At 66.4% G+C, this 25,512-nt stretch carries 28 protein-coding genes; 13 read left to right on the forward strand and 15 right to left on the reverse strand.

Annotated elements, in window-relative coordinates:
• The first annotated feature begins 84 nt into the window (after positions 1–84).
• Together IP83_RS13090 and IP83_RS13095 are read left to right on the forward strand one after the other, a co-directional pair.
• Positions 85–1,050, forward strand: a complete 966-nt coding sequence (locus IP83_RS13090; protein ID WP_054122658.1) for a CAP domain-containing protein — start codon at positions 85–87, stop codon at positions 1,048–1,050.
• 437 nt (positions 1,051–1,487) lie between these two features.
• Entirely contained in the window at positions 1,488–2,339 is an 852-nt protein-coding gene (locus tag IP83_RS13095) for a hypothetical protein (RefSeq protein WP_054122659.1), read from the forward strand.
• Between the two features lie 6 nt (positions 2,340–2,345).
• Here the strand turns inward: IP83_RS13095 and IP83_RS13100 are convergent, their stop codons facing one another.
• Both IP83_RS13100 and IP83_RS13105 read right to left on the reverse strand, forming a co-directional pair.
• Positions 2,346–3,173: a glycine zipper 2TM domain-containing protein gene (locus IP83_RS13100; RefSeq protein WP_054122660.1), complete on the reverse strand. Its 828-nt coding sequence runs from the start codon at positions 3,171–3,173 to the stop codon at positions 2,346–2,348.
• 133 nt (positions 3,174–3,306) lie between these two features.
• Positions 3,307–3,789, reverse strand: coding sequence for a GAF domain-containing protein (locus IP83_RS13105; RefSeq protein WP_054122661.1), 483 nt, complete (start codon positions 3,787–3,789; stop codon positions 3,307–3,309).
• Positions 3,790–3,865: 76 nt separating this feature from the next.
• On the opposite strand from IP83_RS13105, the gene IP83_RS13110 reads away from it, so the two are divergent.
• Positions 3,866–5,329: a sorbosone dehydrogenase family protein gene (locus IP83_RS13110; protein ID WP_054122662.1), complete on the forward strand. Its 1,464-nt coding sequence runs from the start codon at positions 3,866–3,868 to the stop codon at positions 5,327–5,329.
• Here the strand turns inward: IP83_RS13110 and IP83_RS13115 are convergent.
• Together IP83_RS13115 and IP83_RS13120 are read right to left on the reverse strand one after the other, a co-directional pair.
• Complete coding sequence (locus IP83_RS13115; RefSeq protein ID WP_054122663.1) at positions 5,326–6,141, reverse strand: ATP-binding protein; 816 nt, start codon at positions 6,139–6,141, stop codon at positions 5,326–5,328. The two genes, IP83_RS13110 and IP83_RS13115, sit on opposite strands and share 4 nt — an antisense overlap.
• Complete coding sequence (locus tag IP83_RS13120) at positions 6,138–7,859, reverse strand: acyl-CoA dehydrogenase (RefSeq protein ID WP_054122664.1); 1,722 nt, start codon at positions 7,857–7,859, stop codon at positions 6,138–6,140. Before IP83_RS13120 ends, IP83_RS13115 begins: the two co-directional genes overlap by 4 nt.
• A gap of 47 nt (positions 7,860–7,906) precedes the next feature.
• Between IP83_RS13120 and IP83_RS13125 the strand changes: the two genes are divergently transcribed.
• Complete coding sequence (locus IP83_RS13125; RefSeq protein WP_054122665.1) at positions 7,907–8,860, forward strand: L-threonylcarbamoyladenylate synthase; 954 nt, start codon at positions 7,907–7,909, stop codon at positions 8,858–8,860.
• On the opposite strand, the gene IP83_RS20285 is transcribed toward IP83_RS13125, so the two are convergent.
• The 8 genes from IP83_RS20285 to IP83_RS13160 form a co-directional block, all read right to left on the reverse strand.
• Entirely contained in the window at positions 8,857–9,096 is a 240-nt protein-coding gene (locus IP83_RS20285) for a hypothetical protein (RefSeq protein ID WP_156309712.1), read from the reverse strand. The genes IP83_RS13125 and IP83_RS20285 overlap by 4 nt on opposite strands.
• Before the next feature lie 73 nt (positions 9,097–9,169).
• Positions 9,170–9,910 (reverse strand): head GIN domain-containing protein, encoded by a 741-nt coding sequence (locus IP83_RS13130; RefSeq protein ID WP_054122666.1) that lies wholly within the window; start codon positions 9,908–9,910, stop codon positions 9,170–9,172.
• A 183-nt stretch (positions 9,911–10,093) separates the two neighbouring features.
• Positions 10,094–10,618: a CarD family transcriptional regulator gene (locus IP83_RS13135; protein WP_054122667.1), complete on the reverse strand. Its 525-nt coding sequence runs from the start codon at positions 10,616–10,618 to the stop codon at positions 10,094–10,096.
• Between the two features lie 308 nt (positions 10,619–10,926).
• The gene (gene fdxA, locus IP83_RS13140) at positions 10,927–11,265 is read right to left on the reverse strand and encodes a ferredoxin FdxA (RefSeq protein ID WP_054122668.1); all 339 of its coding nucleotides are present in this window, start codon (positions 11,263–11,265) and stop codon (positions 10,927–10,929) included.
• Positions 11,266–11,285: 20 nt separating this feature from the next.
• Entirely contained in the window at positions 11,286–11,603 is a 318-nt protein-coding gene (locus tag IP83_RS13145) for an RNA-binding S4 domain-containing protein (RefSeq protein ID WP_054122669.1), read from the reverse strand.
• Positions 11,603–14,152, reverse strand: coding sequence for a helicase-related protein (locus IP83_RS13150; protein WP_054122670.1), 2,550 nt, complete (start codon positions 14,150–14,152; stop codon positions 11,603–11,605). The genes IP83_RS13145 and IP83_RS13150 overlap by 1 nt, the downstream gene beginning before the upstream one ends.
• Positions 14,153–14,254: 102 nt before the next feature.
• A complete protein-coding gene (gene rpoZ / locus IP83_RS13155; protein ID WP_054122671.1) occupies positions 14,255–14,599 on the reverse strand; it encodes a DNA-directed RNA polymerase subunit omega in 345 nt (114 codons plus the stop codon).
• A 95-nt stretch (positions 14,600–14,694) separates the two neighbouring features.
• Positions 14,695–16,218: a replicative DNA helicase gene (locus IP83_RS13160; RefSeq protein WP_054122672.1), complete on the reverse strand. Its 1,524-nt coding sequence runs from the start codon at positions 16,216–16,218 to the stop codon at positions 14,695–14,697.
• A 271-nt stretch (positions 16,219–16,489) separates the two neighbouring features.
• Here IP83_RS13160 and IP83_RS13165 point away from each other — a divergent pair, with 271 nt between their 5' ends.
• Genes IP83_RS13165 through IP83_RS13185 form a run of 5 tightly spaced genes read left to right on the forward strand, consistent with a single transcriptional unit; the run spans position 16,490 to position 19,937 of the window.
• Complete coding sequence (locus IP83_RS13165) at positions 16,490–16,972, forward strand: UPF0262 family protein (protein ID WP_054122673.1); 483 nt, start codon at positions 16,490–16,492, stop codon at positions 16,970–16,972.
• Positions 16,973–16,994: 22 nt separating this feature from the next.
• Positions 16,995–17,693, forward strand: a complete 699-nt coding sequence (locus IP83_RS13170) for a glycoside hydrolase family 25 protein (protein ID WP_156309713.1) — start codon at positions 16,995–16,997, stop codon at positions 17,691–17,693.
• Positions 17,690–18,142, forward strand: a complete 453-nt coding sequence (locus IP83_RS13175) for a cytidine deaminase (protein ID WP_054122674.1) — start codon at positions 17,690–17,692, stop codon at positions 18,140–18,142. The genes IP83_RS13170 and IP83_RS13175 overlap by 4 nt, the downstream gene beginning before the upstream one ends.
• Before the next feature lie 38 nt (positions 18,143–18,180).
• Complete coding sequence (gene dcd / locus IP83_RS13180) at positions 18,181–18,735, forward strand: dCTP deaminase (protein ID WP_054122675.1); 555 nt, start codon at positions 18,181–18,183, stop codon at positions 18,733–18,735.
• 26 nt (positions 18,736–18,761) lie between these two features.
• Positions 18,762–19,937 (forward strand): trans-acting enoyl reductase family protein, encoded by a 1,176-nt coding sequence (locus IP83_RS13185; protein ID WP_054122676.1) that lies wholly within the window; start codon positions 18,762–18,764, stop codon positions 19,935–19,937.
• A gap of 74 nt (positions 19,938–20,011) precedes the next feature.
• On the opposite strand, the gene IP83_RS13190 is transcribed toward IP83_RS13185, so the two are convergent.
• Entirely contained in the window at positions 20,012–20,455 is a 444-nt protein-coding gene (locus tag IP83_RS13190) for a globin domain-containing protein (RefSeq protein ID WP_054122677.1), read from the reverse strand.
• Between the two features lie 84 nt (positions 20,456–20,539).
• Here IP83_RS13190 and IP83_RS13195 point away from each other — a divergent pair, with 84 nt between their 5' ends.
• Positions 20,540–20,992 (forward strand): Rrf2 family transcriptional regulator, encoded by a 453-nt coding sequence (locus tag IP83_RS13195; protein ID WP_054122678.1) that lies wholly within the window; start codon positions 20,540–20,542, stop codon positions 20,990–20,992.
• Here IP83_RS13195 and IP83_RS13200 read toward each other — a convergent pair.
• Positions 20,976–21,398, reverse strand: a complete 423-nt coding sequence (locus IP83_RS13200) for a hypothetical protein (RefSeq protein WP_054122679.1) — start codon at positions 21,396–21,398, stop codon at positions 20,976–20,978. The two genes, IP83_RS13195 and IP83_RS13200, sit on opposite strands and share 17 nt — an antisense overlap.
• 122 nt (positions 21,399–21,520) lie before the next feature.
• On the opposite strand from IP83_RS13200, the gene IP83_RS13205 reads away from it, so the two are divergent.
• Positions 21,521–22,519, forward strand: a complete 999-nt coding sequence (locus IP83_RS13205; protein WP_054122680.1) for an adenosine kinase — start codon at positions 21,521–21,523, stop codon at positions 22,517–22,519.
• Here the strand turns inward: IP83_RS13205 and purD are convergent.
• The gene (purD, locus tag IP83_RS13210; protein WP_054122681.1) at positions 22,516–23,814 is read right to left on the reverse strand and encodes a phosphoribosylamine--glycine ligase; all 1,299 of its coding nucleotides are present in this window, start codon (positions 23,812–23,814) and stop codon (positions 22,516–22,518) included. The genes IP83_RS13205 and purD overlap by 4 nt on opposite strands.
• On the opposite strand from purD, the gene xseA reads away from it, so the two are divergent.
• Both xseA and IP83_RS13220 read left to right on the forward strand, forming a co-directional pair.
• Positions 23,798–25,279 carry an exodeoxyribonuclease VII large subunit gene (gene xseA, locus IP83_RS13215; protein WP_231625042.1) on the forward strand — a complete coding sequence of 494 codons (1,482 nt, stop codon included), beginning with the start codon at positions 23,798–23,800 and terminating at the stop codon, positions 25,277–25,279. The genes purD and xseA overlap by 17 nt on opposite strands.
• Positions 25,280–25,305: 26 nt before the next feature.
• The gene (locus IP83_RS13220; protein WP_054122683.1) at positions 25,306–25,509 is read left to right on the forward strand and encodes a DUF2093 domain-containing protein; all 204 of its coding nucleotides are present in this window, start codon (positions 25,306–25,308) and stop codon (positions 25,507–25,509) included.
• Positions 25,510–25,512: the final 3 nt, after the last annotated feature.

Below are 25,512 nucleotides of genomic sequence, written 5' to 3' on the forward strand. Positions count from 1 at the left end.
ACGCGGAAAGGAGCCATCCTGAACCCGCGTGCGCATGGTCGTGTTGTGGCTGCCTGTCTTGCCCTTTTGCTGCTCTGCGGTCCCATGCCGCTCAGCGCGCAGTACGATCCTGATCCCGACGAAGTGATCATCGAGGAAGTTGGGGCGCCGACGACAGCTACGGTCCCTTATCACAGCGCCGTGATGCCAGGCGACGCGCAGGCCTGGGCCAATACTGCAACCCTCTACACCCAGCCGCCCGATCCTGGCCGATGCGTCCCAGGCGTGCTGCGGCCCGAGACCAAGTACCGCTTCCTCGAAGCTTTCAACGCCATGCGCGCGCGGCATGGGCTGGCGCCGGTGCGTTACAACGAGGGTGCCGACCGGGCCGCTGCCGAAGCGGCGCTCATCATGGCGACCAACAATGCGCTGAGCCACGATCCTCCGCCGACGTGGACATGCTGGACCGCCGCCGGTGCGGGCGCTGCAGGAAGCTCCAATCTGCTTGGCGGCGTATCATCGCCGTACCTGACCTATGAGGATGACAACGCCATCCTCGCCGAATGGCTGATCGAGGGCGATGGCGACGAAATCGGCCATCGCCGCTGGATGCTCGATCCCTGGCTGGATCAGACTGCGCTGGGCCGCGTTCTCACGGTTCTGCCAGGCGGTGTCCGGATGGATTCGGTCGTCATGAAGGTTTTCGACTTTCCCGGGGATACGCAGCGTCGTGGAGGCAAGGCACGCATTCCAGAATACGTCGCGTGGCCACAAGGCGACTATCCGGCGCAGTTCTTCTCCGCGCACGCCCGTCTCTCGTTTTCGGTGAGCGAGGATCCGGATGCGATGTCCACCGTCGATTTCTCGGACGCAAAGGTTGCCATCAGCGATGGCCGGCAGGCCTTGCCCGTTCGAGATCGGCGCTGGGATAACGAGGGCTATGGCGTGCCCAATTGCCTATCATGGCGAGTCGATGGACTCGTTCCTGGCCGCACCTATTCGGTTACGATCACCGGCGTGCGAGATGCTCCCCGCGACAGCTACAGCTACACTTTTCGGATCGTAAATTAGAATTCGCATAGTTTTCCGTTGCTTGGCCAAGGCAAAACAGACTGAAGATCGGTAGATATATGTATTTTGCCTTAGGCACCTAGCCTGTATAACTAAGGCAAGATACGAAGTGGGAGTGTGCAGGTGGAACATGCGTCGGCCCGAGCGCCGTCGAGACCCCATGTAACCACGAACCACTTCTTCCTGCGCCGCTTTTGGACAGCGCCTCCTATTCTGTCAGTTGATCCTCAATGAAGCGTCGGACCTTTGCAATTGTCGCTGCCCTGGGCTTCGGGGCGGCATTGCCGGGGTGTGTCTGGGCCCAATCCGCCTCACCACAGAGCACCCAATCTCCAGGTGCTCGTGAGAAGGGCCAATGCGAGCTGGGCAGAGAGTGGTCCCAGGCGCGGCTTCACGATTACTGGCCGAGCGAAAGCCATGTGCAGAGCGTTGGTGCGATGGGCTACATTGGCCAGCAGAACGCCTCGCGCGAAGTCGATCTCGCTGAAGCCCGGACTCAGGTCGAGCGCGTGGTGCGCGTCAGCGGTCTCGAGATGAACTTCGAGATGATCGTCGATCCCTCGACCCCCGCAGCGGCGGAGATTATCAATGGGCGGCGTGTTATCCTGTTCGATCCGCGCTTCATGGCGCAAGTGGCGGATCGCATCTGCCCGGACTGGGGCGCAATGAGCATTCTCGCGCATGAAGTGGGCCATCATCTGGCCGGCCACACCCTGCGCCAGTCAGCCGAACCGTGGCGCGACGAGCTGGAGGCTGACGAGTTCTCCGGCTTCGTGTTGTCGCGGCTGGGCGCTACGCTGGCGGAGACGACTTCGGCGGCCGCTCGCATCCTGCCCGAGCAGGCGACACCGACGCATCCCGGCCGCAAGGATCGGATCGCGGCGATCGTCCATGGCTGGCAGAATGCCGAAGCGCTGGTCAGCGCTGAACTCACCCAGGCCCGCCACAATCGCGGGCTCGCACCGATGCGCCAGAGCCGCTTCGATCCTGATGGCGAGGGCGAAGGGGCGTCAGACCTTGCGCTGGTTGCACGCATCATCCTCTACGATGACACGAGCGACTACTATATCACCAAGAGCGGGCGGATCGACGCTTATGACGGCACGCGCCGCCCTGTGGGTCGCAAAGCGTTGCCCTCCTCTGCCGACTATGCGTGGACCTTCCAGACCGACGCTACCCGGTTCGATGTCGATTACAACGGTCACGTGCTGATGCGGCTCCCTTCCGGGATCATGCACGAAGTCGGCGTTGTGGTAGCCCTCCTCCCGGGCCCCGCAAGCGGCGAATAGGCCGGTTCAGCTGCCCATCGGCACTCGAACCCGCTTGTCGCGCAGCACCGGGCGGCGCGGCGGGGCGCCGATGTAGCGCTTCTTCACCGGGACATACTCGTAGGAGACCGTGCGTGTTTCAGTGCAGGCACCCTGAGCCGAGGCGACGGCTTGCGGTGCATTCGACGGTACCATGACATAACCCATCGGCGCGCCCGTCATCGGGGGGACATAGCCATAGGACGGGTAGCCATAGGCATAGCCGCCGGCGGGTGCAGCATAGCCGTAGTAGCCGGGAGCCGGTTGCGGCGGCGAATAGGTGCTGAAGAACTCCTCGCATTCCCGCTCGCGCTTCTTGTCGATGGATTTGCCAATGACGCCGCCCGCCACCGCACCGACAGCGGCGCCCGCCACTGTCCCGACCGTACGCTCGCCCGAGGCGACGCGGTTTCCGACGACACCGCCGACGAGGCCGCCGATTACTGCGCCGGTCGTCCCGCTATGACGGTTGGTCACGCCCTGGCACTTGTCGATCATCTCACGGTAGCGCGGATCGCTGTCCGCTGCTGGCGGGGGCGGTGCAACATAGCCCTGCGGGGGGACGTAGCCTTGTGGAGCCGGAACGTAGCCTTGCGGAGGTACATAACCCTGGGGCGGCGCCATAGGCACCGAGTAGACCGGCACGCTGTAGACCGGCCCACCATAGACCGGATAGCCGCCCGGGAAGACACCGGGATAGGTCGTCTGCCAGCTGCTCTGCACAGGCACCTGCGCCGGCGTTTCATGCGCGAGTGCTGGAACGGCGAGGCTGGAGGCCAGCGCGGTCACCGCGAGGGCACGGAAAAGTCTGGCCATTGTGTTCCCCTGTCAGCATCGGCCGGACACGCACGGCGCGCGAGAATCCGGGTTAACACGCTGTTTAGCATCCCGCGCCGCGCTGGGCCACGGGGTGCGGCGGCATTGTGCCGAAACGGGGCAGGGGTGCGGGCTAGATGCGGTCCGAAAGCAGGCGGGCCAGCGCTTCGATCCCGGCGGCATCCTCGGCATCGAAGCGGGCGAGCAGCGGGCTGTCGAGATCGATGACGGCAATCACCGCGCCATCACGTAGAACCGGGACGACCAGTTCGGAGCGGCTGGCGGCATCGCACGCGATGTGTCCGGGGAAGGCATGGACATCGGGCACCAGCTGCGTCTCGCCGGAAGCTGCTGCCGCGCCGCACACACCTTGGCCCAGCGCGATGCGGATGCAGGCGGGACGCCCGGCAAAGGGCCCGAGCACGAGTTCGCCGCCGACCATGCGGTAGAACCCCGCCCAGTTGAGATCGGGCAGGAATTCATCGAGCAACGCGGCGCAATTGGCCATGTTCGCCACGGCATCGGGCTCGTCGTGGGTGATCGCGCGGGCCGCGTCGAGGAGATCGGCGTAGAGCGCGGGCTTTGGCTGGCCGGGAACGGGCGTGAAATCGTACATGCGGGGCGCTTAGCAGGCCGGGCGCTTCACCGCGAGGGCCATTGCGGGAAGGCGGCCCGGGTTCTAGACATGGGCCATGTTCACGCTCCGCAAGACCCTGACCGGGCTCGTCATCGTCCTCATCGCGCTTGCTGCCGCTGCTTTCTGGTTGCTGCGCGGCGATTCAGCACAGCTTACGCTCGACAAGACCACCGGGCCCAAGCCTGAACTTGCCAAGGCGGCGCCGCAGTGGTTCCCGACGATCGGCATCGCCAAGCCCATCGGCTGGGCAGCGGGCGAGAAGCCGGTCGCGGCTGAAGGTCTTGTGGTGACGCGCTTTGCCGACCAGCTGGATCACCCGCGTACGCTGACCGTGCTGCCCAACGGCGATGTGCTCGCCGCCGAAACGAATGGTCCGCCGCAGCGCGGCCCGGGCGGGATCACCGGGCTCGTCATGGGCTATCTGTTCTCGGCCGCCGGTGCGGGTGAGGCATCGCCCAACAAGCTCGTCGTCCTGCGTGACGGCAATGGCGACGGCGTGGCCGAACAGCGCTTCGTGATGAGCAATCCGGGGCTGAGTTCACCGTTCGGGATGGTGCTGCACGAGGGCCGGCTCTATGTTGGCAATCACGACGCGGTGGTTTCGTGGCCGTTCACGCCCGGCCAGACCACGCTCGACGGCAAGCCCGAGAAGCTGATGGACCTGCCCGGCGGCGGCAACCACTGGGCGCGCAATCTGGCGCTGAGCCCGGATGGCAAGCTGCTCTACGTCACCGTCGGTTCTGCCTCGAACATCGCCGAGAACGGCCTCGACAAGGAAAAGGGCCGTGCGGCGATCTACGAGTATGACTTCGAGCGAAAGAGCTCGCGCACCTATGCTCAGGGCCTGCGCAATCCCAACGGGCTCGATTTCAATCCGCGCAGCGGCGAGCTGTGGACCACGGTGAACGAGCGCGACATGCTGGGCTCGGACCTCGTGCCCGATTACCTCACCAACGTTCCGCTTGGCGCGCAGTATGGCTGGCCGTGGGTCTACTGGAAGAAGAACATCGACTGGCGCGTCACCGATCCGATGCCGAACGACATGTTCTCCTATGTGCGCAAGCCGGAATACGGTCTCGGTTCGCACGTGGCGCCGCTCGGCCTCGCTTTTGCGAAGGGCGGCAACCTGATGGGTGAACGGTTTGCCAGCGGTGCCTTCGTCGCGCGGCACGGTTCGTGGAACCGCAAGCCGCTTTCCGGCTATGACGTGGTGTTCGTGGCGTTCGACAACAACGGCAATGCCTTGCCACGGCCGCCGGTGCCGGTGCTGACCGGCTTCCTGGCCAAGGACCAGACCACGCACGGCCGCCCCACTTGGGTCGCCTTCGCGAAGGATGGCGCGCTGCTGGTCAGCGACGACACCGGCGGCGTGATCTGGCGCGTCGTAGCGCCGGGCGCGAAGCCGGCGCCTGAGATTGCCGCGATTCCTGCGACGCCAATGCCGCCTGCCCCCAAGCCGGGCACGAAGTTCATCGTCAAGCCGGCGACGGATTCCGACCTGACCAAATCGCAGAATTAAAGACTGCGGCCAGCCCGTCCGGCCAATTCGTTAACATACTGCCACGCGACGCGGCCCGAACGGCCGCCGCGCTGCTTCGACCACGTCAGTGCATCATCTTCGGCGAAGGTGAGGCCGTAGTGCACCGCGTAACCGTGGATGATCGCGAGGTAGTCGTCCTGCGAGCAGGCATGGAAACCAAGCGACAGGCCGAAGCGGTCGGCGAGCGCGAGCCGGTCGTCGACAACATCGCGCGGATTGATTGGATCGTCCTGCTCGGCCATGTGGCGCTCGACGATGGCGCGGCGATTGGACGTGACGGCGAGGCGGACGTTCGCTGGACGGGCCTCGACACCGCCTTCGAGCCAGGAGCGCAGTCGGCGCGCTGAACCGGCATCGCCTGCATCGAAACCCAGATCGTCGAGCAGGATCAGGAAGCGGCGGTCCGCCTTGCGCAATTCGCCCAGCAGCAGGGCGAGGCTTTCATCAGGTGACGCCTGAATCAGCGCGATCCGGCCCGGATGCACATCCTGTGCCGCGCGGATCGCAGCGCGAACCAGCGCCGACTTGCCCATGCCACGCGAACCCCACAGCAGCATGTCGTGCGAGGCCGCACCCGAGGCGAGGCGCAGGACGTTCTCGGCTACTGCCCCCTTTTGTGCATCGACACCCTTGATCAGCGCCAGCGGAGGCGCCTCGAGCGGATCGACCGCGCGCGCACCCGTGCCTGTCCAGACATAGGCGGGATGCGCCAGCCAGTCCGTTGCCGCCGGAGCGGGCGGTGCCAGGCGCTCGAGCGCGGCGGCAATCCGTTCGAGCAAAGGCTCGCTCATCCGGTCAGCGCCTCGCTCTCCAGTTCGAAGTAGAGGGCCGCACCGGCCATCGCCGCTGCCCCGAGCCCACGGGCCTCGGGGACGATGGTGCGGTTGAACACCTTGGTCACCGCGGTCTTCTCCATGCTGCCGGTGGCTCGTGCCTGCCGCGCCAGCTGCCAGCCAGCCACCGCAACCGCACACATGGTAAGGAAGGGGACGCTGCCCGCGAGCTTATCGTCGAGCGTCGCATCGCCGCTGGCCATCCACGAACCGATTGCAGCCGCGTCCTTGGCGAGCGAGGCGACTTCGGGGACGTCCTGCATCTCGGCCGAGATGTCGGCCATCAGCGCCTGCAGCACGCCGCCCTGCTCCATGCCGAGCTTGCGGGTAACGAGATCGGCGGCCTGGATGCCGTTGGTGCCTTCATAGATCGGCGCGATGCGCGCGTCGCGGTAATGCTGCGCGGCGCCGGTTTCCTCGACGAACCCCATGCCGCCGTGAATCTGGATTCCCAAGCTGGCGACTTCACAGCCGACATCGGTGCCCCAGGCCTTGAGCAGCGGTACGAGCAGTTCGGCACGCTGCTGTGCGGCGCGATCACCCAGAAGGCCACGGTCGACTTGTCCCGCGGTGTAATAGAGCAGCGCGCGCGAGCCTTCAGTGAGGGCGCGCATGCGCAGGATCATGCGGCGCACGTCTGGGTGCTCGATGATTGCCACCGGGTTCTTGTCAGGCGAACCGGCGCGGGCGGATTGGATGCGGTCCCGCGCATAGGCTCGAGCCTGCTGCAACGCCCGCTCAGCAATCTGCACGCCCTGGCTGCCGACGTTGATGCGCGCCGAGTTCATCATCGTGAACATGGCCTTGAGGCCTTCGTTCTCATGGCCGACGAGTTCGCCGATGCACTCGGCATTGTCGCCATAGGACATGACACAAGTGGGCGAGACATTGATGCCCAGCTTGTGCTCGATCGACACGGCGCGCAGATCATTGCGCTCACCAAGCGAGCCATCGGCATTCACGTGGTACTTGGGCACGATGAACAGCGAGATGCCGCGCGACCCGGCAGGCGCGCCGGGGGTGCGCGCAAGGACGAGGTGGATCACGTTCTCGGCCAGCTCATGCTCGCCCCAGGTGATGTAGATCTTGGTCCCGGCGATGCGGTACTTGCCGGCGTGGGGGCCTTCCTCGATCTTCACCGCAGTGCTGCGCAGCGCGCCGACGTCGGACCCGGCTTGCGGCTCGGTCAGGTTCATCGTGCCCGACCACGCACCCGAGATAAGCTTGGGCAGGTACATCGCCTTCTGCGCCTCGCTGCCGTGGTGATCGAGCGCCTCGATCGCGCCGACGGTCAGCATCGGCAGCAGCGTGAAGCCCATGTTGGCCGCGCCCAGCGTTTCGAGCACACACGTGGCGAGCGTGAAAGGCAGGCCTTGTCCGCCAAACTCGGCGGGTCCGGCAATGGAATTCCAGCCCTGCTCGACAAATGCCGAATAGGCCTCGGCATAGCCCGTGGGCGAGGACACCACGCCGTCCTTGCAGTGAGCGCCCTCGGTATCGCCGATTCGGTTGAGCGGCGCCCATTCGCCCGCAGCAAACGTGCCGATGCCCTCGGCAATCGCCTCGACCACGTCGGGAGTCGCCGCGCCGTAGCGTTCGTGGGCTGCCAGCTCGTCGATTCCGGCGCAGATGCGCATCGCGAGAAGCTGGTCCTGGGTGGGTGCGGTAAAGCTCATGCGCTGTTTTCCTTGGCAGTCCTCGCTGAGGGCTATAGCGGCAAGCCATGACCACGCAAACGCCTCCAAATGTGCAAGCCGCTGATGCCGAGCGCATTGCGGAGGCTGCGCGCGTGCTGGAAGCGGGCGGGACTGTCGCGGTGCCCACCGAGACCGTCTATGGCCTCGCCGCAAGGGCAGACAGCGATGCGGCGGTGGCGGCGATCTACCGCGCCAAGGGGCGACCCGATTTCAACCCGCTGATTGTCCATGTCCTGGATGTATTTGCAGCGGAGAGGCTGGCGGAGTTCGACAGCCGCGCGCAGGCGCTGGCCGCAGCATTCTGGCCGGGGCCGTTGACCATGGTGCTCCCACGCCGGGCAGATGCGCCGCTGGCTGCCGCCGTGACCGCAGGACTGCCTACGGTAGCAATCAGGGTTCCCACGCATCCGGTGATGCGATCTGTGCTGGCGGCTGCCGGTTTGCCGCTCGCCGCGCCTTCGGCGAACCGGAGCGGCGGCGTAAGCCCGACCAGCGCCGCGCATGTAGCGGCTTCGCTGGGCGCGCGGGCAGACCTCATTCTCGATGGCGGCGTGACACCACAGGGCCTCGAATCGACCATTGTCGCGCTCCGTCCGGGTGGCGGATGGCAGGTGCTACGGCCTGGCCCGGTGACCGAGGCGGACATTGCTGCCGTTCTCGGCGGGTTTGCCGATGTCAGGAGTTCAGCTGAAGCCCGCATGGAAGCGCCGGGACAGCTGGCCAGCCACTACGCGCCGGGCAAGCCGGTGCGGCTTGGTGCCCTGACGGCAGAACCGGACGAGTTTCTGATCGGCTTCGGCGAAGTTGCCGGGGCTGTTTCGCTGTCCTCATCAGGCGATCTCATCGAGGCGGCAGCGCATCTCTATGCCTGTCTGCACCTGGCGGCGGCAGCACCCCAACCGCGTATCGCCGTGGCGCCCATTCCTGACGACGGAATCGGCATTGCCATCAACGACCGACTGCGCCGAGCGGCCGCCTAGCGCTCCTTGCGCAGCAGCGCGATTTCGCCGCTGATCCGATTGGCTTCGGCGCAAGCAGCGGTCTGGCCGCGACTGCACGCCTCGAGCCGCTGGCCGTACTTCCTCTCGAGCTTGGCAATCATTTGCTCGCGCTTGTGTGCGGCCCGGTCAGCCTCGGATGGGCTCGCCGCCCTCGCGGCGCCACCTGCCAGAGCGATCGCGGCAAGAGCGGTGAGCAAGAGCGGATAGCTGGACAAGCGCCGGGCCTTTCGAACGGGGAACCCGGCGCTTATCCCAATTATCCTTGCCCCGCCATGACCGGCGCCGCGCTCACGGCTCGCAGGTCAGCGTGCCCGAACCCATTGCATTGACCTTGCATGTCGCGCGGCCCTTCACCGTCACCGAGCCCGAGCCCATGATATCGGCCTTGACCTGCCCGTCGGAGGCGAAGCGGGTATCGCCCGATCCGGCAATCTCGATCTTGGCTTCCTCGGCAGCCAGCTCTGCCATGTTGGCGGAACCCGAGCCTGCGATCGAAACCTTGAGCGCCTTGGCCTTGCCGCCGGCCTTTAGGTCACCGGAGCCGATAACCTCGACCTTGAGTTCCTGGGTTTCGATCGTGGGCACTTCGATATCGCCCGAACCCGCGATGCTGACAGCCACCGCATCGCCGCGCAGCGCATTGGCGCGCATCGTGCCGGAGCCCGCCATCGCCAGGCGGCGGGCAGCGGGAACGGTGACTTCCACTGTGGCAAGATCATCGGAGCCACCGATCTTCCAGCCTTCCCGCCCGATCGCCAGCTTGCCATCCTTGAGCACGAAGCGCAGGCGGTCCTTGGCATCCTGATGGCCGCTGACAGTGATCGCGAGCTTGTCGCCCTGCACCACGTGGACATTGTCGGGGCCGAGCAAGGAGATTTCCTCGGGCGCCGCCTGGGAAAGATCGAGCTGGGCGAGCGGCACACCTTTCATCCCGTTCACTTCCAGCGTGGCGCCATCACATGCGGTGAGCGAAAGCGCGACAGCGGCAGCGGCGATCCCGCCAAGCGTGCGGGCAATATCCTTGATCATGGGGCTCTCCTGAACCTGGTGTGTTATCACCATAACGCACTGGTACGGGAGCCGCCAAGTCATCCGCAGAGTCACATCGGTTGTTTGCCGGATGGTTCGGACATGAAAAAAGGCCGCCGGATCACTCCGGCGGCCCTGTTTTCAGCGCTTCCCCAAAAGCGCAGGCGGTCGAAGCTCGTGGCCTCAGACCGTTTCGTAGTACTTCGGCGCGTGCTCGTTGAGGATCGCGAGGATCTTCTTGAGCGCAGCGGGCTCATCCGTCTTTTCCATGGCGGCGAGTTCACGCGCGAGGCGCGAGGAGGCCGCTTCGAAGATCTGACGTTCCGAGTAGCTCTGTTCCGGCTGGTCGTCGGCGCGGAACAGGTCGCGAGTCACTTCCGCGATCGAGACGAGATCGCCGGAGTTGATCTTCGCTTCGTATTCCTGGGCACGGCGCGACCACATCGTGCGCTTGACCTTGGGCTTGCCCTTAAGGGTATCGAGCGCCTCGCGCAGCGTCTTGTCCGAAGACAGCTTGCGCATGCCGATCGCTTCAACCTTGTTCACGGGCACGCGCAGGGTCATGCGTTCCTTTTCGAAGCGCAGCACATAGAGCTGCAGCTTCATGCCTGCGATTTCCTCGTTTTGCAGTTCCACCACACGGCCGACGCCGTGCTTGGGATAGACGACGTAATCCCCAACATCGAAGGCAAGTGCCTTGGTTGCCATTGCTTATCCTTTCGGCGCAGCAGGGACGAGAGCAAAGCGGGGCGAAATTGCCCCCGGACAGCATTCCGGGCCCCTTTGGGGATAGGTCCGGCAAACGACCGTCTTTAACGCGGTCTAGAAGCACTGCGATCCGTTTGCCGTTTGTCCTGCCTTAGCGTGTTGTCGGCTACCGGGAGGATCGTTCCGCCCAGCGCTTGCGGGCGTATATAGCACCTCTGTCACAAAAATGCCAGAGGTAAGGGCGCTGATCGGCGCCAAAGTGCAGCATTTTCGGGGGGACGCCGGTGGGCGCCCCCTTCACCAAGCGATCAATCGCCTTCGCCAGGCTCGGCCGAAAAGTACTTTTCGAACTTCCCGTCCTCGCCCTTGTGCTCGTCGGCGTCGGCAGGCGCATCCTTCTTGGTGGTGATGTTCGGCCACTCGGCCGAGTACTTGGCGTTGAGTTCAAGCCACTGCTCGAGGCCGCTCTCGGTGTCGGGCAGGATCGCCTCGGCCGGGCACTCAGGCTCGCACACGCCGCAATCGATGCATTCGCTGGGGTTGATCACCAGCATGTTCTCGCCCTCGTAGAAGCAGTCCACCGGGCAAACCTCGACGCAATCCATGAACTTGCAGCGAATGCAGGCTTCGGTAACGACATAGGTCATGGCAGTGGCAGTCCCTCGGCTTAAGGATGGGCAGGGTTGATTTCCTGACCTGCTAGAGGGGGTGTGGCCGCCGCGTCAAGCACCTCATAACAACCCCTCGCTTCTTCGACAGGGCCGCGGCGCCGGGGAAGCTGCCCGACGGTGATCACCTTGACCCCGCTGCGCAGCGGCAAGACCAGTACATCACCGCAGCGCACCGCGGTGCTGGCGCGTTCGATGCGGCGACCATTGAGACGGATATGACCTTCGGCGACCCAGTCCTGCGCAAGGCTGCGCGAGCCGGCAAAGCGCAGGAACCACAGCAGCTTGTCGATGCGCAAGGAGGCTTCGCCGGCCATCAGCGCATCAGCTCCGCAAGCGCGGCAAAGGCGCCGGTCGGGGGTGGCGGAGGACTCGCCGGGGCGCGTTCGGGCGCGGCGCGTGGTGGGCGCCAGTCCCATAGCGGCGGGGCAGGCGGGCCATGCGCCGCCTCGGCCAGCGCGCGCGCCATATGGACACGGAAGCCGGCGGCGCGGAGCAAAGCGGCATAACCGGCCGTGGCGAGGCCCATCGAGCGGGCGAGCGCAGGGTCGAGCGGATAGCGCTTGGTTGCGGCGCCGATCCGGCAGCGGTGCGCGGCCTGCAGCAGCTTCTCGGCCATATCGACGCGGATCGCCTGTCCGCCGGCACGGCGATATCCGGCGGCCGGCGCCTTCGTTGTCACTACCGGCGGGAGGCTGCCATGCGGTGCCTCCGGAGCACTGCCCTTGAGCGCCGCGAGCTTGCACCACAGCGCCAGCGGACCGGACTTGAGCACGCCGGGCACGAACAGATCGAGCGCGCCGACACGCACCCCAAGCCGCCTGAGGGTATCGCGCTGACGGGGATCGAGCCGGTCGAGGGCGGCCTCCTCGCGCGCCAACACGCCGCCCCCGGCTACCAGCTTGAGCAGAAGTGCGCGCAGGTCAGGCCCGGATTCGGGCGCGCACGCAGCCTCGGCAAGGCGCAGCAGAGGTCCCAGATCGGCCGCGATTCGGCGCGTCAGCCATGATTCGAGCGCAGCGATCAGCACCGGACGCTGGCGCGCGGAAAGCAGGCCCAGCGTCGAGTCGATCCGCAAGCGCGGTTCCAGCACGGACTTGCCGGGTTCCAGCCTCGCGACGACCAGACCATTCCAGGCGAGCGTGCCGTCTTCGATTGTGAGACCTGCAGGCTTGTCCGCCGCCGCAATCAGTTCATCGGCGCGTGAGGAGAGCAGGCCGGGAAGGTGGCGCTCTGCGGCGGCAAGAAGGAGCTTCCGGTCCGCAGCGCGCGCCAGTGGATCGACCACGAAACGGAAGCCCTCAAGGTGCCCGATGGGTTCATCGTCGACCAGCACCGCGCCCGCCTCACTGATTCGCACGGGTAGCAGTGAAGCATCGCCGCCCGCCTTGCGCATCAGCACGGTGGTGCGGCGGTTGACGAAGCGCTCGGTCAGCCGGGCGTGGAGCGCATCGCTGAGACGCGTCTCGACAGCGCGGGCGCGCGCGGCCATTTCCTCGCGCGCGAGCACCCAATCAGGCCGCTGGGTGATGTAGGCCCACGAGCGGACTGCGGCGATGCGGCCTTGCAGGGTATCGATGTCGCCGGAGGGATTGTCCTGCTGCGCGATGGCCTGCGCGACGTAATCCGCACCAAGGTAGCCGTGGCGCAAATCCTGCCAAAGGCGGGCGACGAAACGCGAATGCGTTTCGGAACCCTGCTGGCGGAAGTCAGGCAGCGAGCAGACCTGCCAGAAGCGCTGGACCGAGGCCCGCCCCCGCACGGTGCTGGCCACGTCGGGTTCGTCGGCCAGGCGCTTGAGGACCGCGAGGTCGATGGCCTGCGGTGCCGCCGAAAGCTCGGGTTGCGGCGGGGGGCTTTCGAGATCGGCAATCAGAGTCGCGAGACTGTCGAACCGCGGCTCCGCCTCGCGCCAGAACAGGCGGGTGAGCGGTGGGAAACGGTGCTCCTCGATCGCGTAGACTTCTTCGTCGGCGAACTCGGGATCGTGGCCGCCCATCCCGGCCCCAAGACCGGCAAGCGTGCCGAACGTGCCGTCCTTGTGGTGCCGCCCGGCGCGGCCGGCGATCTGCGCCATCTCGGCGGTGGTCAGGCGGCGATGGCGATGGCCGTCATACTTGGAAAGTCCTGCGAAGGCGACATGGCTGACATCGAGGTTCAGACCCATGCCGATGGCGTCGGTCGCGACAAGGTAATCGACCTCGCCTGCCTGATACATCGCGACCTGGGCATTGCGCGTCTGCGGGCTGAGCGCGCCCATCACGACCGCCGCGCCGCCTCGGAACCGGCGCAGCATTTCGGCCATCGCGTAGACCTGCTCTGCGGAGAAGGCGACGATCGCGCTGCGGGGCGGAATGCGGCTCAGCTTCTTCGCGCCGACATGGCTCAAGGTGGAAAAGCGCGGGCGGCTGACGACTTCGACGTTCGGCACCAGCGCCTTGACCATCGGCTCGATGGTGGCCGAGCCGAGCAGCATGGTCTCTTCGCGTCCGCGCGTATGGAGCAGGCGGTCGGTGAAGACGTGGCCGCGTTCGGGATCGGCGGCGAGTTGGGCTTCATCGAGCGCCACAAACGCAAGATTTGGGCGGCTGGGCATCGCTTCGACAGTGCACAGGTGCCAGCGCGCGTTCGGCGGTTCGATGCGCTCCTCGCCGGTGATCAGCGCGACATTGGCCTCGCCCTTGATCTTGCAGACGCGGTCGTAGACCTCGCGCGCCAGCAGGCGCAGCGGAAAGCCGATGGCGCCCGATGAATGGGCGCAAAGCCGTTCAATGGCGAGGTGTGTCTTGCCCGTGTTGGTCGGGCCGAGCACGGCCTTCACCGCAGGGGCGGTGCGGTCAGCGCGCGAAGGCATGGGGCTGGCCATGCCATGGAATGTGGCAAGGCCGCCTGCGGGGTGCAAGCGGCCTTTGGGGATTTATCCCCCTCTCGCCAGCAAGAGAGGGCGGTCTGTCTCAGACCCCAAAAATCAGCCGTCGTAATCGGCGCCGAGCGAGGTGTTGCGCACCGGAGCCGCAGCGGTGATGCGCAGCGCTTCGGCCGACTGCGAAAGCGAGCCGATTTCGTCCACCTGATCGTCGTCGTCCGGCAGCACGCGCTGCATCGACTGGATCAGGTTTTCCTTCAGGACATGAGGGCGCACGGTCTCTTCCGCGATCTCACGCAGGGCGACGACGGGGTTCTTGTCACGATCGCGATCGACGGTCAGTTCCGCACCGCCCGAGATCGCGCGGGCGCGCTCGGCGGCCAGCAGCACGAGATCGAAGCGGTTGGGGATCTTGTCGACGCAATCTTCGACGGTAACGCGCGCCATGCGGGGCACTCCGTGTAAATCTGTGGGAAAGCGCGCCAGCTAGGGTGCGGGGCTGAGAAAGTCAAGAAAATCGGGGTGCGCCTTGCTGGCGCCGCTCATTCATCGTCGAAACCATAGGCCATGTGATCGGGCGCGAGGTCGCTGAACCGGGTAATGCGGGCTTCGAACTTCAAGCGTACCTTGCCGGTCGAGCCGTGGCGCTGCTTGGCGACGATCAGCTCGGCAAGCCCGAACACGCGCTCCATTTCGGCCTGCCACGCGGCATGGGCTTCCTGCACCTTGGCGTCGTCGGAGCCTTGCGGGACTTTCGGCTCGCGCGCTGCCACGTAGTAATCCTCGCGGAACACGAACCACACCATGTCCGCGTCCTGCTCGATCGAGCCCGATTCGCGCAGGTCCGAAAGCATCGGGCGCTTGTCGTCGCGCTGTTCGACCGCGCGGCTGAGCTGCGAGAGCGCGATCACGGGAACGCCGAGTTCCTTGGCCAGCGTCTTGAGGCCGCGGCTGATTTCCGAGATTTCGTTGACGCGGTTGTCGCTGGCGCGGCCCGAGCCTTGGAGCAGTTGCAGGTAGTCGACCACGATCAGGCCGATATCGTGGCGGCGCTTCAGGCGGCGCGCGCGGGTCCGCAGCGCGCCGATGGTGAGCGCGGGCGTGTCATCGATATAGAGCGGCAGCTCGGCGAGGCGCTGGCTGGCGAAGGACAGCTGCTGGAAGTCCTCGCGGCTGATGCGGCCCATGCGCAGCGCTTCGGAGCTGATGCCCGATTGCTCGGCAAGAATACGCGTGGCGAGCTGGTCCGCGCTCATTTCGAGGCTGAAGAAGGCGACCGCCGCGCCGACCGAGTCCTTTACCGAAATGCCGTCCGCGAGATCGCGCCGCAGCCGGTCGGCGGCGTTGAACGCGATATTGGTGACGAGCGATGTCTTGCCCATGCCGGGGCGCCCGGCGAGGATGATGAGGTCGCTGTCGTGGAGGCCGCCGATCTTCTCGTTGACCGAAGTGAGGCCGGTCGTCTTGCCCGAGATATGGCCGCCAGAGAGCAGCGCCTTCTCGATCATCTCGAGCGAAACGCGCGTCGCCGTGCCGAAGCTCTGCGCCTCGTTGCCGGTCTGCGCGCCTTCCGCCACGGCATAGAGCGCTGCTTCGGCCTGCTCGATCTGCTTCAAGGGCGCGACCGTCTCGCTGGTATCCATCGCGCCGGTGACGAGATTGCGCCCCACGGTGATGAGTTCGCGCAGCAACGCGAGGTCGTAGATCTGCTCGGCGAGTTCCTTGGGCGCAAGCAGGCCCTGCCCATCGGCGGTTAGCCGCGCGAGATAAGCGGTGCCGCCAAGCTCCTTGAGGCCTTCATCCGCCTCGAAATAGGGCTTCAAGGTGACCGGGGTGACCACGGCCTTGCGGTCGATCAGCGCCTGGATGCGCTCGTAGACCCGGCCATGGACCGGCGCGTAGAAGTGCTCCGCGCGCAGCGGTGTGGGCAGTTCTTCCAGAATCCGGTTGTCGATCAGCACTGCGCCGAGGAATGCTGCCTCGGCCTCGACGTTCGAGGGAAGCGTGGTGGCAGCGGCCCCGGTGGACTCGGGCTCGCGCAGGGGGATCGGCTGGACATTGGACATGCCCCCCTTGTGGAGGAGCGGGGGGCGGGCGGCAAGCGGCAGACATGCCACGGTGCCTGTGGATAGCGGGGAGGGAGCGCTCTTTGCGCCGCTCACGCGCCGGGCGGCACCAGCCCTCTCCCCCACCCGGCCACCCATAGCGTACAATTCCGTTGGGTGGCCGGGTGGGGGAGAGGGCTGGTGCCGCATCTGTTTCGGCTCGGCCGTAACAGACAAAAAGCTGCGCAAATGGCTTGCCGCCGCCGAATCCGTCTGCAAGACACTGGCCGCCATGGCCGACCCGCGCATTTCGCATATCGAGCTCGACGAAGCGACGATCGTGTGGCGCAATGCCGATATCGAGCAGGAACGCCGCATCGCGATATTCGATCTTATCGAGGAGAACTCCTTCCGCCCGGTGCGCGCAGCAGCCGCAGGCTATGAAGGACCCTACCGGCTGCGGTTGTCGGTGGATGACGGACGGCTGGCACTCGCCATTTCGGCGGAGGATGGCAGCCCGCTCGAGACCATAGTTCTGGGCCTTGGCCGCTTCCGCCGCCCGATCCGCGATTACTTCGCGATCTGCGATTCGTATTACCAGGCTATCCGCCGTGCGACCGCGCAGGAGATCGAGACGATCGACATGGCCCGGCGCGGCGTTCACAACGAAGCGGCAGACCTGCTGCTCGAGCGGCTGGAGGGCAAGATCGAGACCGATTTTGCCACCGCACGGCGGCTGTTCACCCTGATCTGCGTTCTGCATATCAGGGGGTGATCGGCCAGCAGAGCAAACCCCTGTGACCAACACCGCAAAACCGGCGCGTCAGCGCGTGTGGATCCTGCTGGCTGTGCTGTTGCTGGCAGCGGCTGCTGGCGCTGTCTGGTGGGAATCGCGGCGCTGGGAGCCGGATCGCGCACGGTTCCCGGTGCAGGGCGCCTGGCTCGATGCGCATGACGGTGCGGTCGAGTGGTCCACGCTCAAGGCGCATGGCGCCGATTTCGTCTATCTCACCGCCAGCGAAGGCGCCGGGCGGCGCGACAAGACGTTCACCGCCGGTCTCGATGCCGCGCGCAAGGCGGGGCTGCAGGTGGGCGCGGTCCATGTCTACGACCTCTGTGCGCCCGCCGATGCGCAGGCGGGCAGCTTCGTGATCGTGGTGCCGCGCGATGACGGCCTGCTGCCGCCTGCCGTGGTGCTTGATCTCGATTCGCGCTCGTGCCCGCAGCCGCCGGGCGAAGCGGCGATGCAGAGCGAGCTGACGACATTCCTCAACCAGATCGAGAAGCATACCGAACGGCCCGCGATCCTGATGCTCTCGCGCTCGTTCGAGAATCGCTATCATCTGGCGGCGCGGCTCGATCGCAATCTGTGGGTGGCGGGTGATTTTCTCGAACCCACTTATGCAGGGAGGCCATGGGTGATGTGGACCGCGACGTCCCGGCTGCGCGTCGCGGGCGCCACGGGCCCGCTGCGCTGGGTAGCGGTGCATCAATGAGCGGGCTTGCTGCCAGCGACGCCGCGATGCTGGCCATGGTTGCGCGCGAGGCTGCCGATGCGGCCTACGCGCCCTATTCCGGCTTCCACGTCGGCGCGGTGCTGCTGTTTGCCGATGGCGCCATGGTGCGCGCGGCGAATGTCGAAAACGCCAGCTACGGCCTCTCGCTCTGCGCCGAGGCCAATGCGGTGGCCAAGGCGATGAACGAGGGACGGCGCGGCGGGCTGGTTGCAGTGGCGATTGCCGGCGGCAAGCCCGATGCCGAAGGCCAGCCTGTGCCTGGACCGGAACCGGTCATGCCCTGCGGACGCTGCCGCCAGATGCTGCACGAACTTGCCGCGCTCGGCGGCACCGATCCGGAAGTAATCGGCGTGGCGGAGGGCGGCCTCACCCGCTTGCCGCTCTCGGCCCTCTTGCCCCATGCATTCGGACCGGCCAATCTGGCCTGAACACCTTTCCTCACCACCCAACCTACCGGAGCGCCGCATTGGCCATTCTTTCCGACAAGTGGATTCGTGATCAGGCGCTGGAACACGGCATGATCGAGCCGTTCGTGGAAAGCCAGCGGCGCGAGGGCTGCATTTCCTATGGCCTCTCGTCCTATGGCTATGACGCGCGGGTGGCGGACGAGTTCAAGATCTTCACCAATATTGATTCGTCGGTGGTCGATCCCAAGGACTTCGATTCCAACTCGTTCGTCGACCGCAAGACCGACGTTTGCGTGATCCCGCCCAATTCCTTCGCGCTCGCCCGCACGGTCGAGTATTTCCGCGTGCCGCGCGACGTGCTCGTCATCTGCCTCGGCAAGTCGACGTATGCGCGCTGCGGGATCATCGTGAACGTGACGCCGTTGGAGCCGGGCTGGGAAGGCCACGTGACGCTGGAGTTTTCCAACACCACGCCGCTGCCCGCCAAAATCTATGCCAACGAAGGCGCCTGCCAGTTCCTGTTCCTGCAGGGCAACGAGCCGTGCGAAGTGAGCTATGCAGACCGCGCGGGCAAATACATGGGCCAGCGCGGAGTGACTCTGCCGAGGCTTTGAAGAACAGCCCAACAAGGGAGAGAGCAATGCCAACGAGCAAGTCAGAACGACCCTTCGACATCATCGTCTACGGCGCGACCGGCTATACCGGGCGGCTTGTGGCCGAATACCTCGCGCACCATTACGGGAAGGACGGCCCGCGCTGGGCCATGGCCGGGCGCAGTGCGGATAAGCTCGCCGAAGTGCGTGATCTGATCGGCGCGCCGGCGGATACGCCGCTGGTGGTGGCCGATTCGAGCGATCCCGCCAGCCTCGCCGCGATGGCGGAGCAGACCCGCGTCGTGGTGACGACAGTCGGACCGTACCAGCTTTATGGCGAGCCGGTGCTGCGCGCCTGTGTCGCGGCGGGGACGGACTATGCCGACCTTTGCGGTGAGCCGGTGTGGATGCGCCAGATGGTCGATGCGTTGCATGAGCAGGCGAAGGAAACCGGCGCGCGCGTGGCGTTCTCCTCGGGCTTCGATTCGATCCCGTTCGATCTTGGCGTCTACATGCTGCAGCAGGAAGCCAAGGCGCGCTTCGGCGCTCCGGCCCCGCGCGTGAAGTGCCGCGTGCGGGCGATGGTGGGCGGCTTTTCGGGCGGCACGGCCGCCAGCCTTGGCGCGACGCTCAAGGCGCTGGGTGCCAACCCCTCGCTGATCCCGATCATGACGAGCCCGTTCGGTCTGACACCGGGCTTCGAGGGGCCGGAGCAGCCGGCGGGCGACAAGCCATTCCTCGACGAGGCGACCGGCAGCTGGGCGGCGCCCTTCATCATGGCGGTGATCAACACGAAGAACGTCCACCGCACCAACCTGCTGCGCGGACACCCTTATGGCGCGGACTTCGTCTATGACGAGATGGTGCTGACCGGGCCGGGCGAGCAGGGCCAGGCGATTGCCGAACACATGGCGAAGACGCCGATGATCGGCGGGCCGAACGATCCCAAGCCGGGCGAAGGCCCGACCGCGGAAGAGCGGCTCAACGGCCACTATGATGTGCTGTTCATCGGCGAGATGCCCGATGGTCGCGAGGTCCGCTATGGCGTCAAGGGCCGGTACGATCCGGGCTATGGCTCGACCAGCCGCATGCTGGCGGAAACAGGGATCGCGCTGCTTTCCTGCGAGGCGCAAGGCGCGATCGCCACGCCGGGCGCTCTGCTGGGCGAATCGCTGGTCGAGCGCCTGCGCGCCCATGCCGAGATCAGCTTCGCGCCCGAGTGAGGCTCGGCGAGCCGCCTGCCGCGCCAGAGGGGTGTGCTCGGCAGGCGGCCCGTACCGCTGACGGGGGGCCTTGTTCAGGCGGCTTCGGCGTAAGCCTCGGCTTCAGCGGCAATCAGGATATCGGCGAGCATCCAGTAGGCCTCGCCCCAGGCGGCAAGAACGTCGTCTGTCGCCACCTCTGCACCGACGACATCGCGAATCGCCGGCAAGAGCGCCTCGGCGACATAGGGGTAGTGCTCGGCCTTCACGCCGGTTTCGACATGGCGACGGACCATCTTCGTCACCGCAGCGCCCAGGTTCTCGAGATGATCGATGTTCTTTGCATAGGCGAGGATGGCGCCCGCGAGGCGGCGCGGCTGCTCGCCGCTTTCCTGCGCGGCAGCATCGAACATGCCTTTCACGGCTTCGTTCACGAACAAGCGCTTGTACATCGCGGTGGTGATGTCGACCACGTGCTTCTCGATCACCGGAGCGGTGGCCTTGACCAGGGTGCGGGCATGTTCGGAAGCGGTGCGCATGGGGTCTCTCCAATCAGGTATTGAAAATACCGGTATTTTATCTGCTTGATTTAAGCAAGCGAGAAAAGGAGTCTGTGCACCACCATGCAGCTTACCCAGCACACCGACTTTGGCCTGCGCCTGCTGATCGTCCTCGCTCGCGAGGAGGGTTCGCTGAGCTTGCCCGCGTTTTCGGCGCAACAGGGGCTGAGCTACCACCATGTGGCAAAGGTGGCGCAGGCGCTGGTCGCCGCGGGCTTCGCGGTGTCGCATCGCGGGCGCAGCGGGGGCATCGCCTTGGCGCGACCCGCGGAGCACATCGCGGTCGGCGAAGTGGTCCGCACACTCGAAAAGGGTATGCGCTTGGCGGACTGCGCGACTTGCGCGCTGCGGGCCGATTGCGCGCTCAGCGGCGTGCTGGCGGAAGCGCTGGAGGCCTTCCTCGGCGTGCTCGACCGCTATACGCTTGCCGATGTCTCACGGCAGGGCGTCGCAGCGTTCGCGCCTTGGGCTGCCTTGCCCCCCGCAGCGACTTGCGCCGTCAGCGAGTCTTCCTGAGCGCTGCCACGCAAGCCGCGCGATCGACGTCACGCCCGTCGCCGCGCCGTGCATCGACAAAAGTCGCGATCGGACGGCCACCCGCATCTGGCGGATAAAGATAGGCATCGAGCACGCAGGGAACGCCGCTCCACTGCAGCTTGCGCGCATCGCCTTCGCGCACATCGAGCCGGGGCGCGCCGAACTGGCGGGTCAGCGCTTCGGCATCGGCACCGATCACGCCTTCGAGGCCGGGCAGGACCTGGATATGAGGACGGGGGCGCTGCGTCTGGATTGCGGCGGGCGGCGCCGGACGGAGAAGTTTCGGCGCAGGAGGTGGCGGCAAGGGGCGCACCGCTTCGGTGCTGCCGCCACACCCGGAAATGGCCAGCAGCGCCGGAAGAACCAACAGATGACGTGCGTTCATGGCGGCGGTGAATCGCCGCTGGACCGCGCGCTGTCAACGCATCGCAAAACGGTGCAGCCTGTCGTTGCGCCGCGTCGCCCTGCCCGCTACGGCCCGCGCGATCGCCGTGAACGGAGTTTTGAATGAGCCTTGCCCCTGCCCGCTTCGATGTGATCGCCATCGGCAACGCGATTGTCGACGTCATGGCCCCGGCAACAGAGGACGACATCGCAAGACTGGGCCTGGCCAAGGGCGGCATGACCTTGATCGATACGGCCCGCGCGCATGAACTTTATGAAGCGATGGGGCCTGCGCGCGAGATTTCGGGCGGATCGGCGGCGAACACGCTGGCGGGCCTTGCCGCGCTTGGCGCCAAGTGCGCCTTCATCGGTCAGGTCGCGGACGATCAGCTCGGCGAAGTCTTCGCGCATGACATCCGTGCGGGTGGGATCGACTTCGCCACTCCGGCGCGCGGCGAAGATCCGGCCACGGCGCGCTGCCTGATCTTCGTGACGCCCGATGGCCAGCGCACGATGAACACCTACCTCGGCGCATCGCAGTTCCTGCCGGCCGCGGCGCTCGATGAAAGCGTGATTGCCGATTCGTCAGTGCTCTACCTCGAAGGCTATCTGTGGGATCCGGAAGAGCCCCGGCAAGCCATGCGCCGTGCCATCGCGGCAGCGCGCGAGGCCGGTCGGCAGGTGGCGTTCACCTTGTCCGACGGCTTCGTGATCGCGCGCCACGGCGATGATTTCCGCGCGCTCATCGCGGCGGGCGAGATCGACATCCTCTTCGCCAACGAGCACGAACTGGCCGCGCTGACCGGCGAGGACGATTTCCACGCGGGGATTGCGCAGCTGGCACCCAAGGTGCCGGTGTTCGTCGTGACCCGCAGCGAGCAGGGTGCGCATGCCGTTGCCCACGGCGAGCACGTTTCAGTTCCCGCCGAGCCTGTGGCGAAGGTGGTCGATACGACCGGCGCAGGCGATCTCTTCGCCGCCGGGTTCCTGTTCGGTCACGTGCGCGGCAAGAGCCTCGCCGAATGCCTGAAGCTCGGCGCGATCTGCGCGGCCGAAGTCATCTCGCACTACGGCGCGCGGCCCGAAGCCGATCTCTCCGCCTTGGTGGCAGAGCGCCTCTAATCGGACTGGCGCGCCAGTTCGCGCCAGCCGATATCGCGGCGCCAGAAGCCGTCGTCGAAGCGGATGTCCGCGACGGCGGTATAAGCGCGCTCGCGGGCTTCCCTGAGGGTCTGGCCGGTGGCGGTGACATTGAGCACCCGGCCACCTTTGGCAACCAGAGCGCCCTCGCCCGACAAGGCCGTGCCCGCATGGAACACCTTGGCGCCTTGCGCTTCGGCGGCGGCAAGATTCTCGATCAGGCCGCCGCTGGCCGGTGTGCCCGGATAGCCCTTGGCCGCCATGACCACCGTGATCGCGCTCTCGCTGCTCAGTGACGGGGCGGCAGCTCCGGCCAGTTCACCCCGCGCGCAGGCATCCAGCAGATCGACGAGATCGCTTTCCAGCCGCATCATCAGCACCTGGCACTCGGGATCGCCGAAGCGGCAATTGTACTCGATCAGCTTGGGACCCTCCTGCGTGAGCATCAGTCCAGCGAACAGTACGCCCGAATAGGGCATCCTGGCCTCGGCCATGGCCTTCACGGTCGGCGCGATGATCTCGGCCATCGCGCGGGCTTCGAGCTCCGGCGTGAGCACCGGCGCCGGGCTGTAGGCGCCCATGCCGCCGGTGTTCGGGCCGGTATCACCCTCCCCCACCCGCTTGTGGTCCTGCGCCGAACCGAACGCCACGATGGTGTTGCCGTCGGTGATCGCGAAGAGGCTGACTTCCTCGCCTTCGAGGAATTCCTCGATCACCACTTCCGCGCCCGCGCCGCCAAACGCCCCGCCGAACATGTCGTCGACCGTGGCGGCGGCTTCCTCGGCAGTCTGGGGGATGACCACGCCCTTGCCCGCTGCAAGGCCATCCGCCTTGATCACCACCGGGAGCGAGAAATCGGCCAGTGCAGCGTGGGCTTCGGCAGCGCTCTTCGCGCGGACATAACCCGCCGTCGGGATGCCTGCGCGCGCGCACATGTCCTTGGTGAAACCCTTGGAGCCTTCCAGCTGCGCCGCGACCTTGCCCGGCCCGAACACGGCGATCCCGGCGGCGCGCAGCGAATCGCCAAGGCCATCGACAAGCGGCGCTTCGGGGCCGACCACAACGAGACCGATGTCCTGCGCCTTGCAGAACACTTCCACCGCGGCGTGATCGGTCAGGACGAGCGACACGCAGTCGCCCTGTCCGTGCGCCGCAATCACTTCGGCAATGCCGGGGTTGCCCGGCGAAGCCCACAGCGCGGTGCAACGCGGCGATTGCGCCAGCTTCCACGCCAGCGCATGTTCGCGCCCGCCAGCGCCGATGAGCAGGATGTTCATGCCAGAAATGCCGCCTTACCGTGATCAAGAGAATGCCGGGCTGTTAGCGGCCCAGACCGCAGGCGACAACGCCCCGGCGCTGTCGATCAGCGAGATTTCCCAGCTGCTCAAGCGCACTGTGGAAGACCGCTTCGGCTTCGTGCGGGTGCGCGGCGAGCTTTCCGGCGTGAAGCGCGCGGCTTCCGGGCATCTCTATCTCAGCCTGAAGGACGAGAACGCGCGGCTCGATGGGGTGATGTGGCGCGGCGGGGCGCAGCGGCTCGGCTTCATGCCCGAAGACGGCGTCGAAGTCATCGCGACCGGCAAGCTGACGACCTACCCCGGACGCTCCAACTACCAGATCGTGATCGAGCGGATGGAGATTGCCGGCGAAGGTGCGCTGCTTGCACTCCTCGCCAAGACCAAGGCGCGGCTTGAGGCGGAAGGCCTGTTCGCGCGCGAGCGCAAGCGCCCCCTGCCCTATCTGCCGCGCGTGATCGGCGTCGTGACGTCGCCTACCGGTGCGGTGATCCGCGATATCCTGCACCGCCTGCGCGACCGGTTTCCGACCCATGTCGTCGTCTGGCCGGTCCTCGTGCAGGGCCCGGGCGCAGCGGCACAGATCGCGGCGGCGGTCAGGGGTTTCTCGGCGCTGGAGCCGGGTGGGCCTGTGCCTCGGCCCGACCTTTTGATCGTCGCGCGCGGGGGCGGCTCGATCGAGGACTTGTGGTGCTTCAACGATGAGGATGTCGTGCGCGCGATCGCCGCCTCGACGATCCCGACGATCAGCGCGGTGGGACACGAGACCGATACGACGCTGGCCGACTTCGCCGCCGATGTGCGCGCGCCGACGCCCACAGCCGCCGCCGAGATGGCGGTGCCGGTGCGCGGCGAGCTCATGGCGGGCCTTGCCGATCTGCAGGCACGCAAGCAGCGCGCGACGGTGCGGCTGCTCAGCCTATCCCGCGAGCGGCTTGAGCAGCGCGCGCGGCGCCTGCCTGCGCCGCAAGCCTTGCTCGAAGGGCAGGCGCAGCGGCTCGATGAACTCGGCGACCGGCTGCGCCGCGCGCTGGTCCACCGGACGGGCCTTGCCGCAACCCTGCTGGCGCAGCGCTCGGCGGGCCTGCGCCCCGCCGCGCTGACTTCAAGGCTGCAACAGGCGCGTGAAAGGCTGGCGGCGCAGCGATTGCGCCCGGCGGTGGTGCTCCAGCGGATCGAGGCGGCGCGGACGCAAGTTGGCGCGCTTGACCGGCTGCGCCGCTCGCTCGATCCCGAAGCCCCGCTGGCGCGCGGCTATGTGCTGGTCAAGGCAGTGGATGGTTCCTTGATCCGTTCGCGCGATGCGGCAGCGGCAGAGGCCCTGCTGCAGCTCAAGTTCGCCGATGGCGTGCTCGAGGTTGCCCCCGGCACTGCACCAGCCCAAAGCCGTCCTGCGCCGAAGCCGCGCTCGCCTGCGCCGGGTGATGCGCAGCCGAAATTGCTTTGAGCGCCAGGAACGACTAGATTGCCCCCATGCTGATGAACTCCGCCAATCGCCTTGCGCGCCTGCACTACCTGCCCAGCCACTTCCGCCAGCTCAGTGCGGGCGATCATGTGATCTGCGCGGTCAGCGGCGCGCGGATCGGGCTCGACATGCTGCGCTACTGGAGCGTCGAGAAGCAGGAAGCCTACGCCAGCGCTGAAATCGCGACGCGCCGCCTGCTCGGCGGGGAATGACCG

The sequence above is a fragment of the Novosphingobium sp. AAP93 genome, assembly GCF_001296055.1.
GTDB lineage: Bacteria > Pseudomonadota > Alphaproteobacteria > Sphingomonadales > Sphingomonadaceae > Novosphingobium.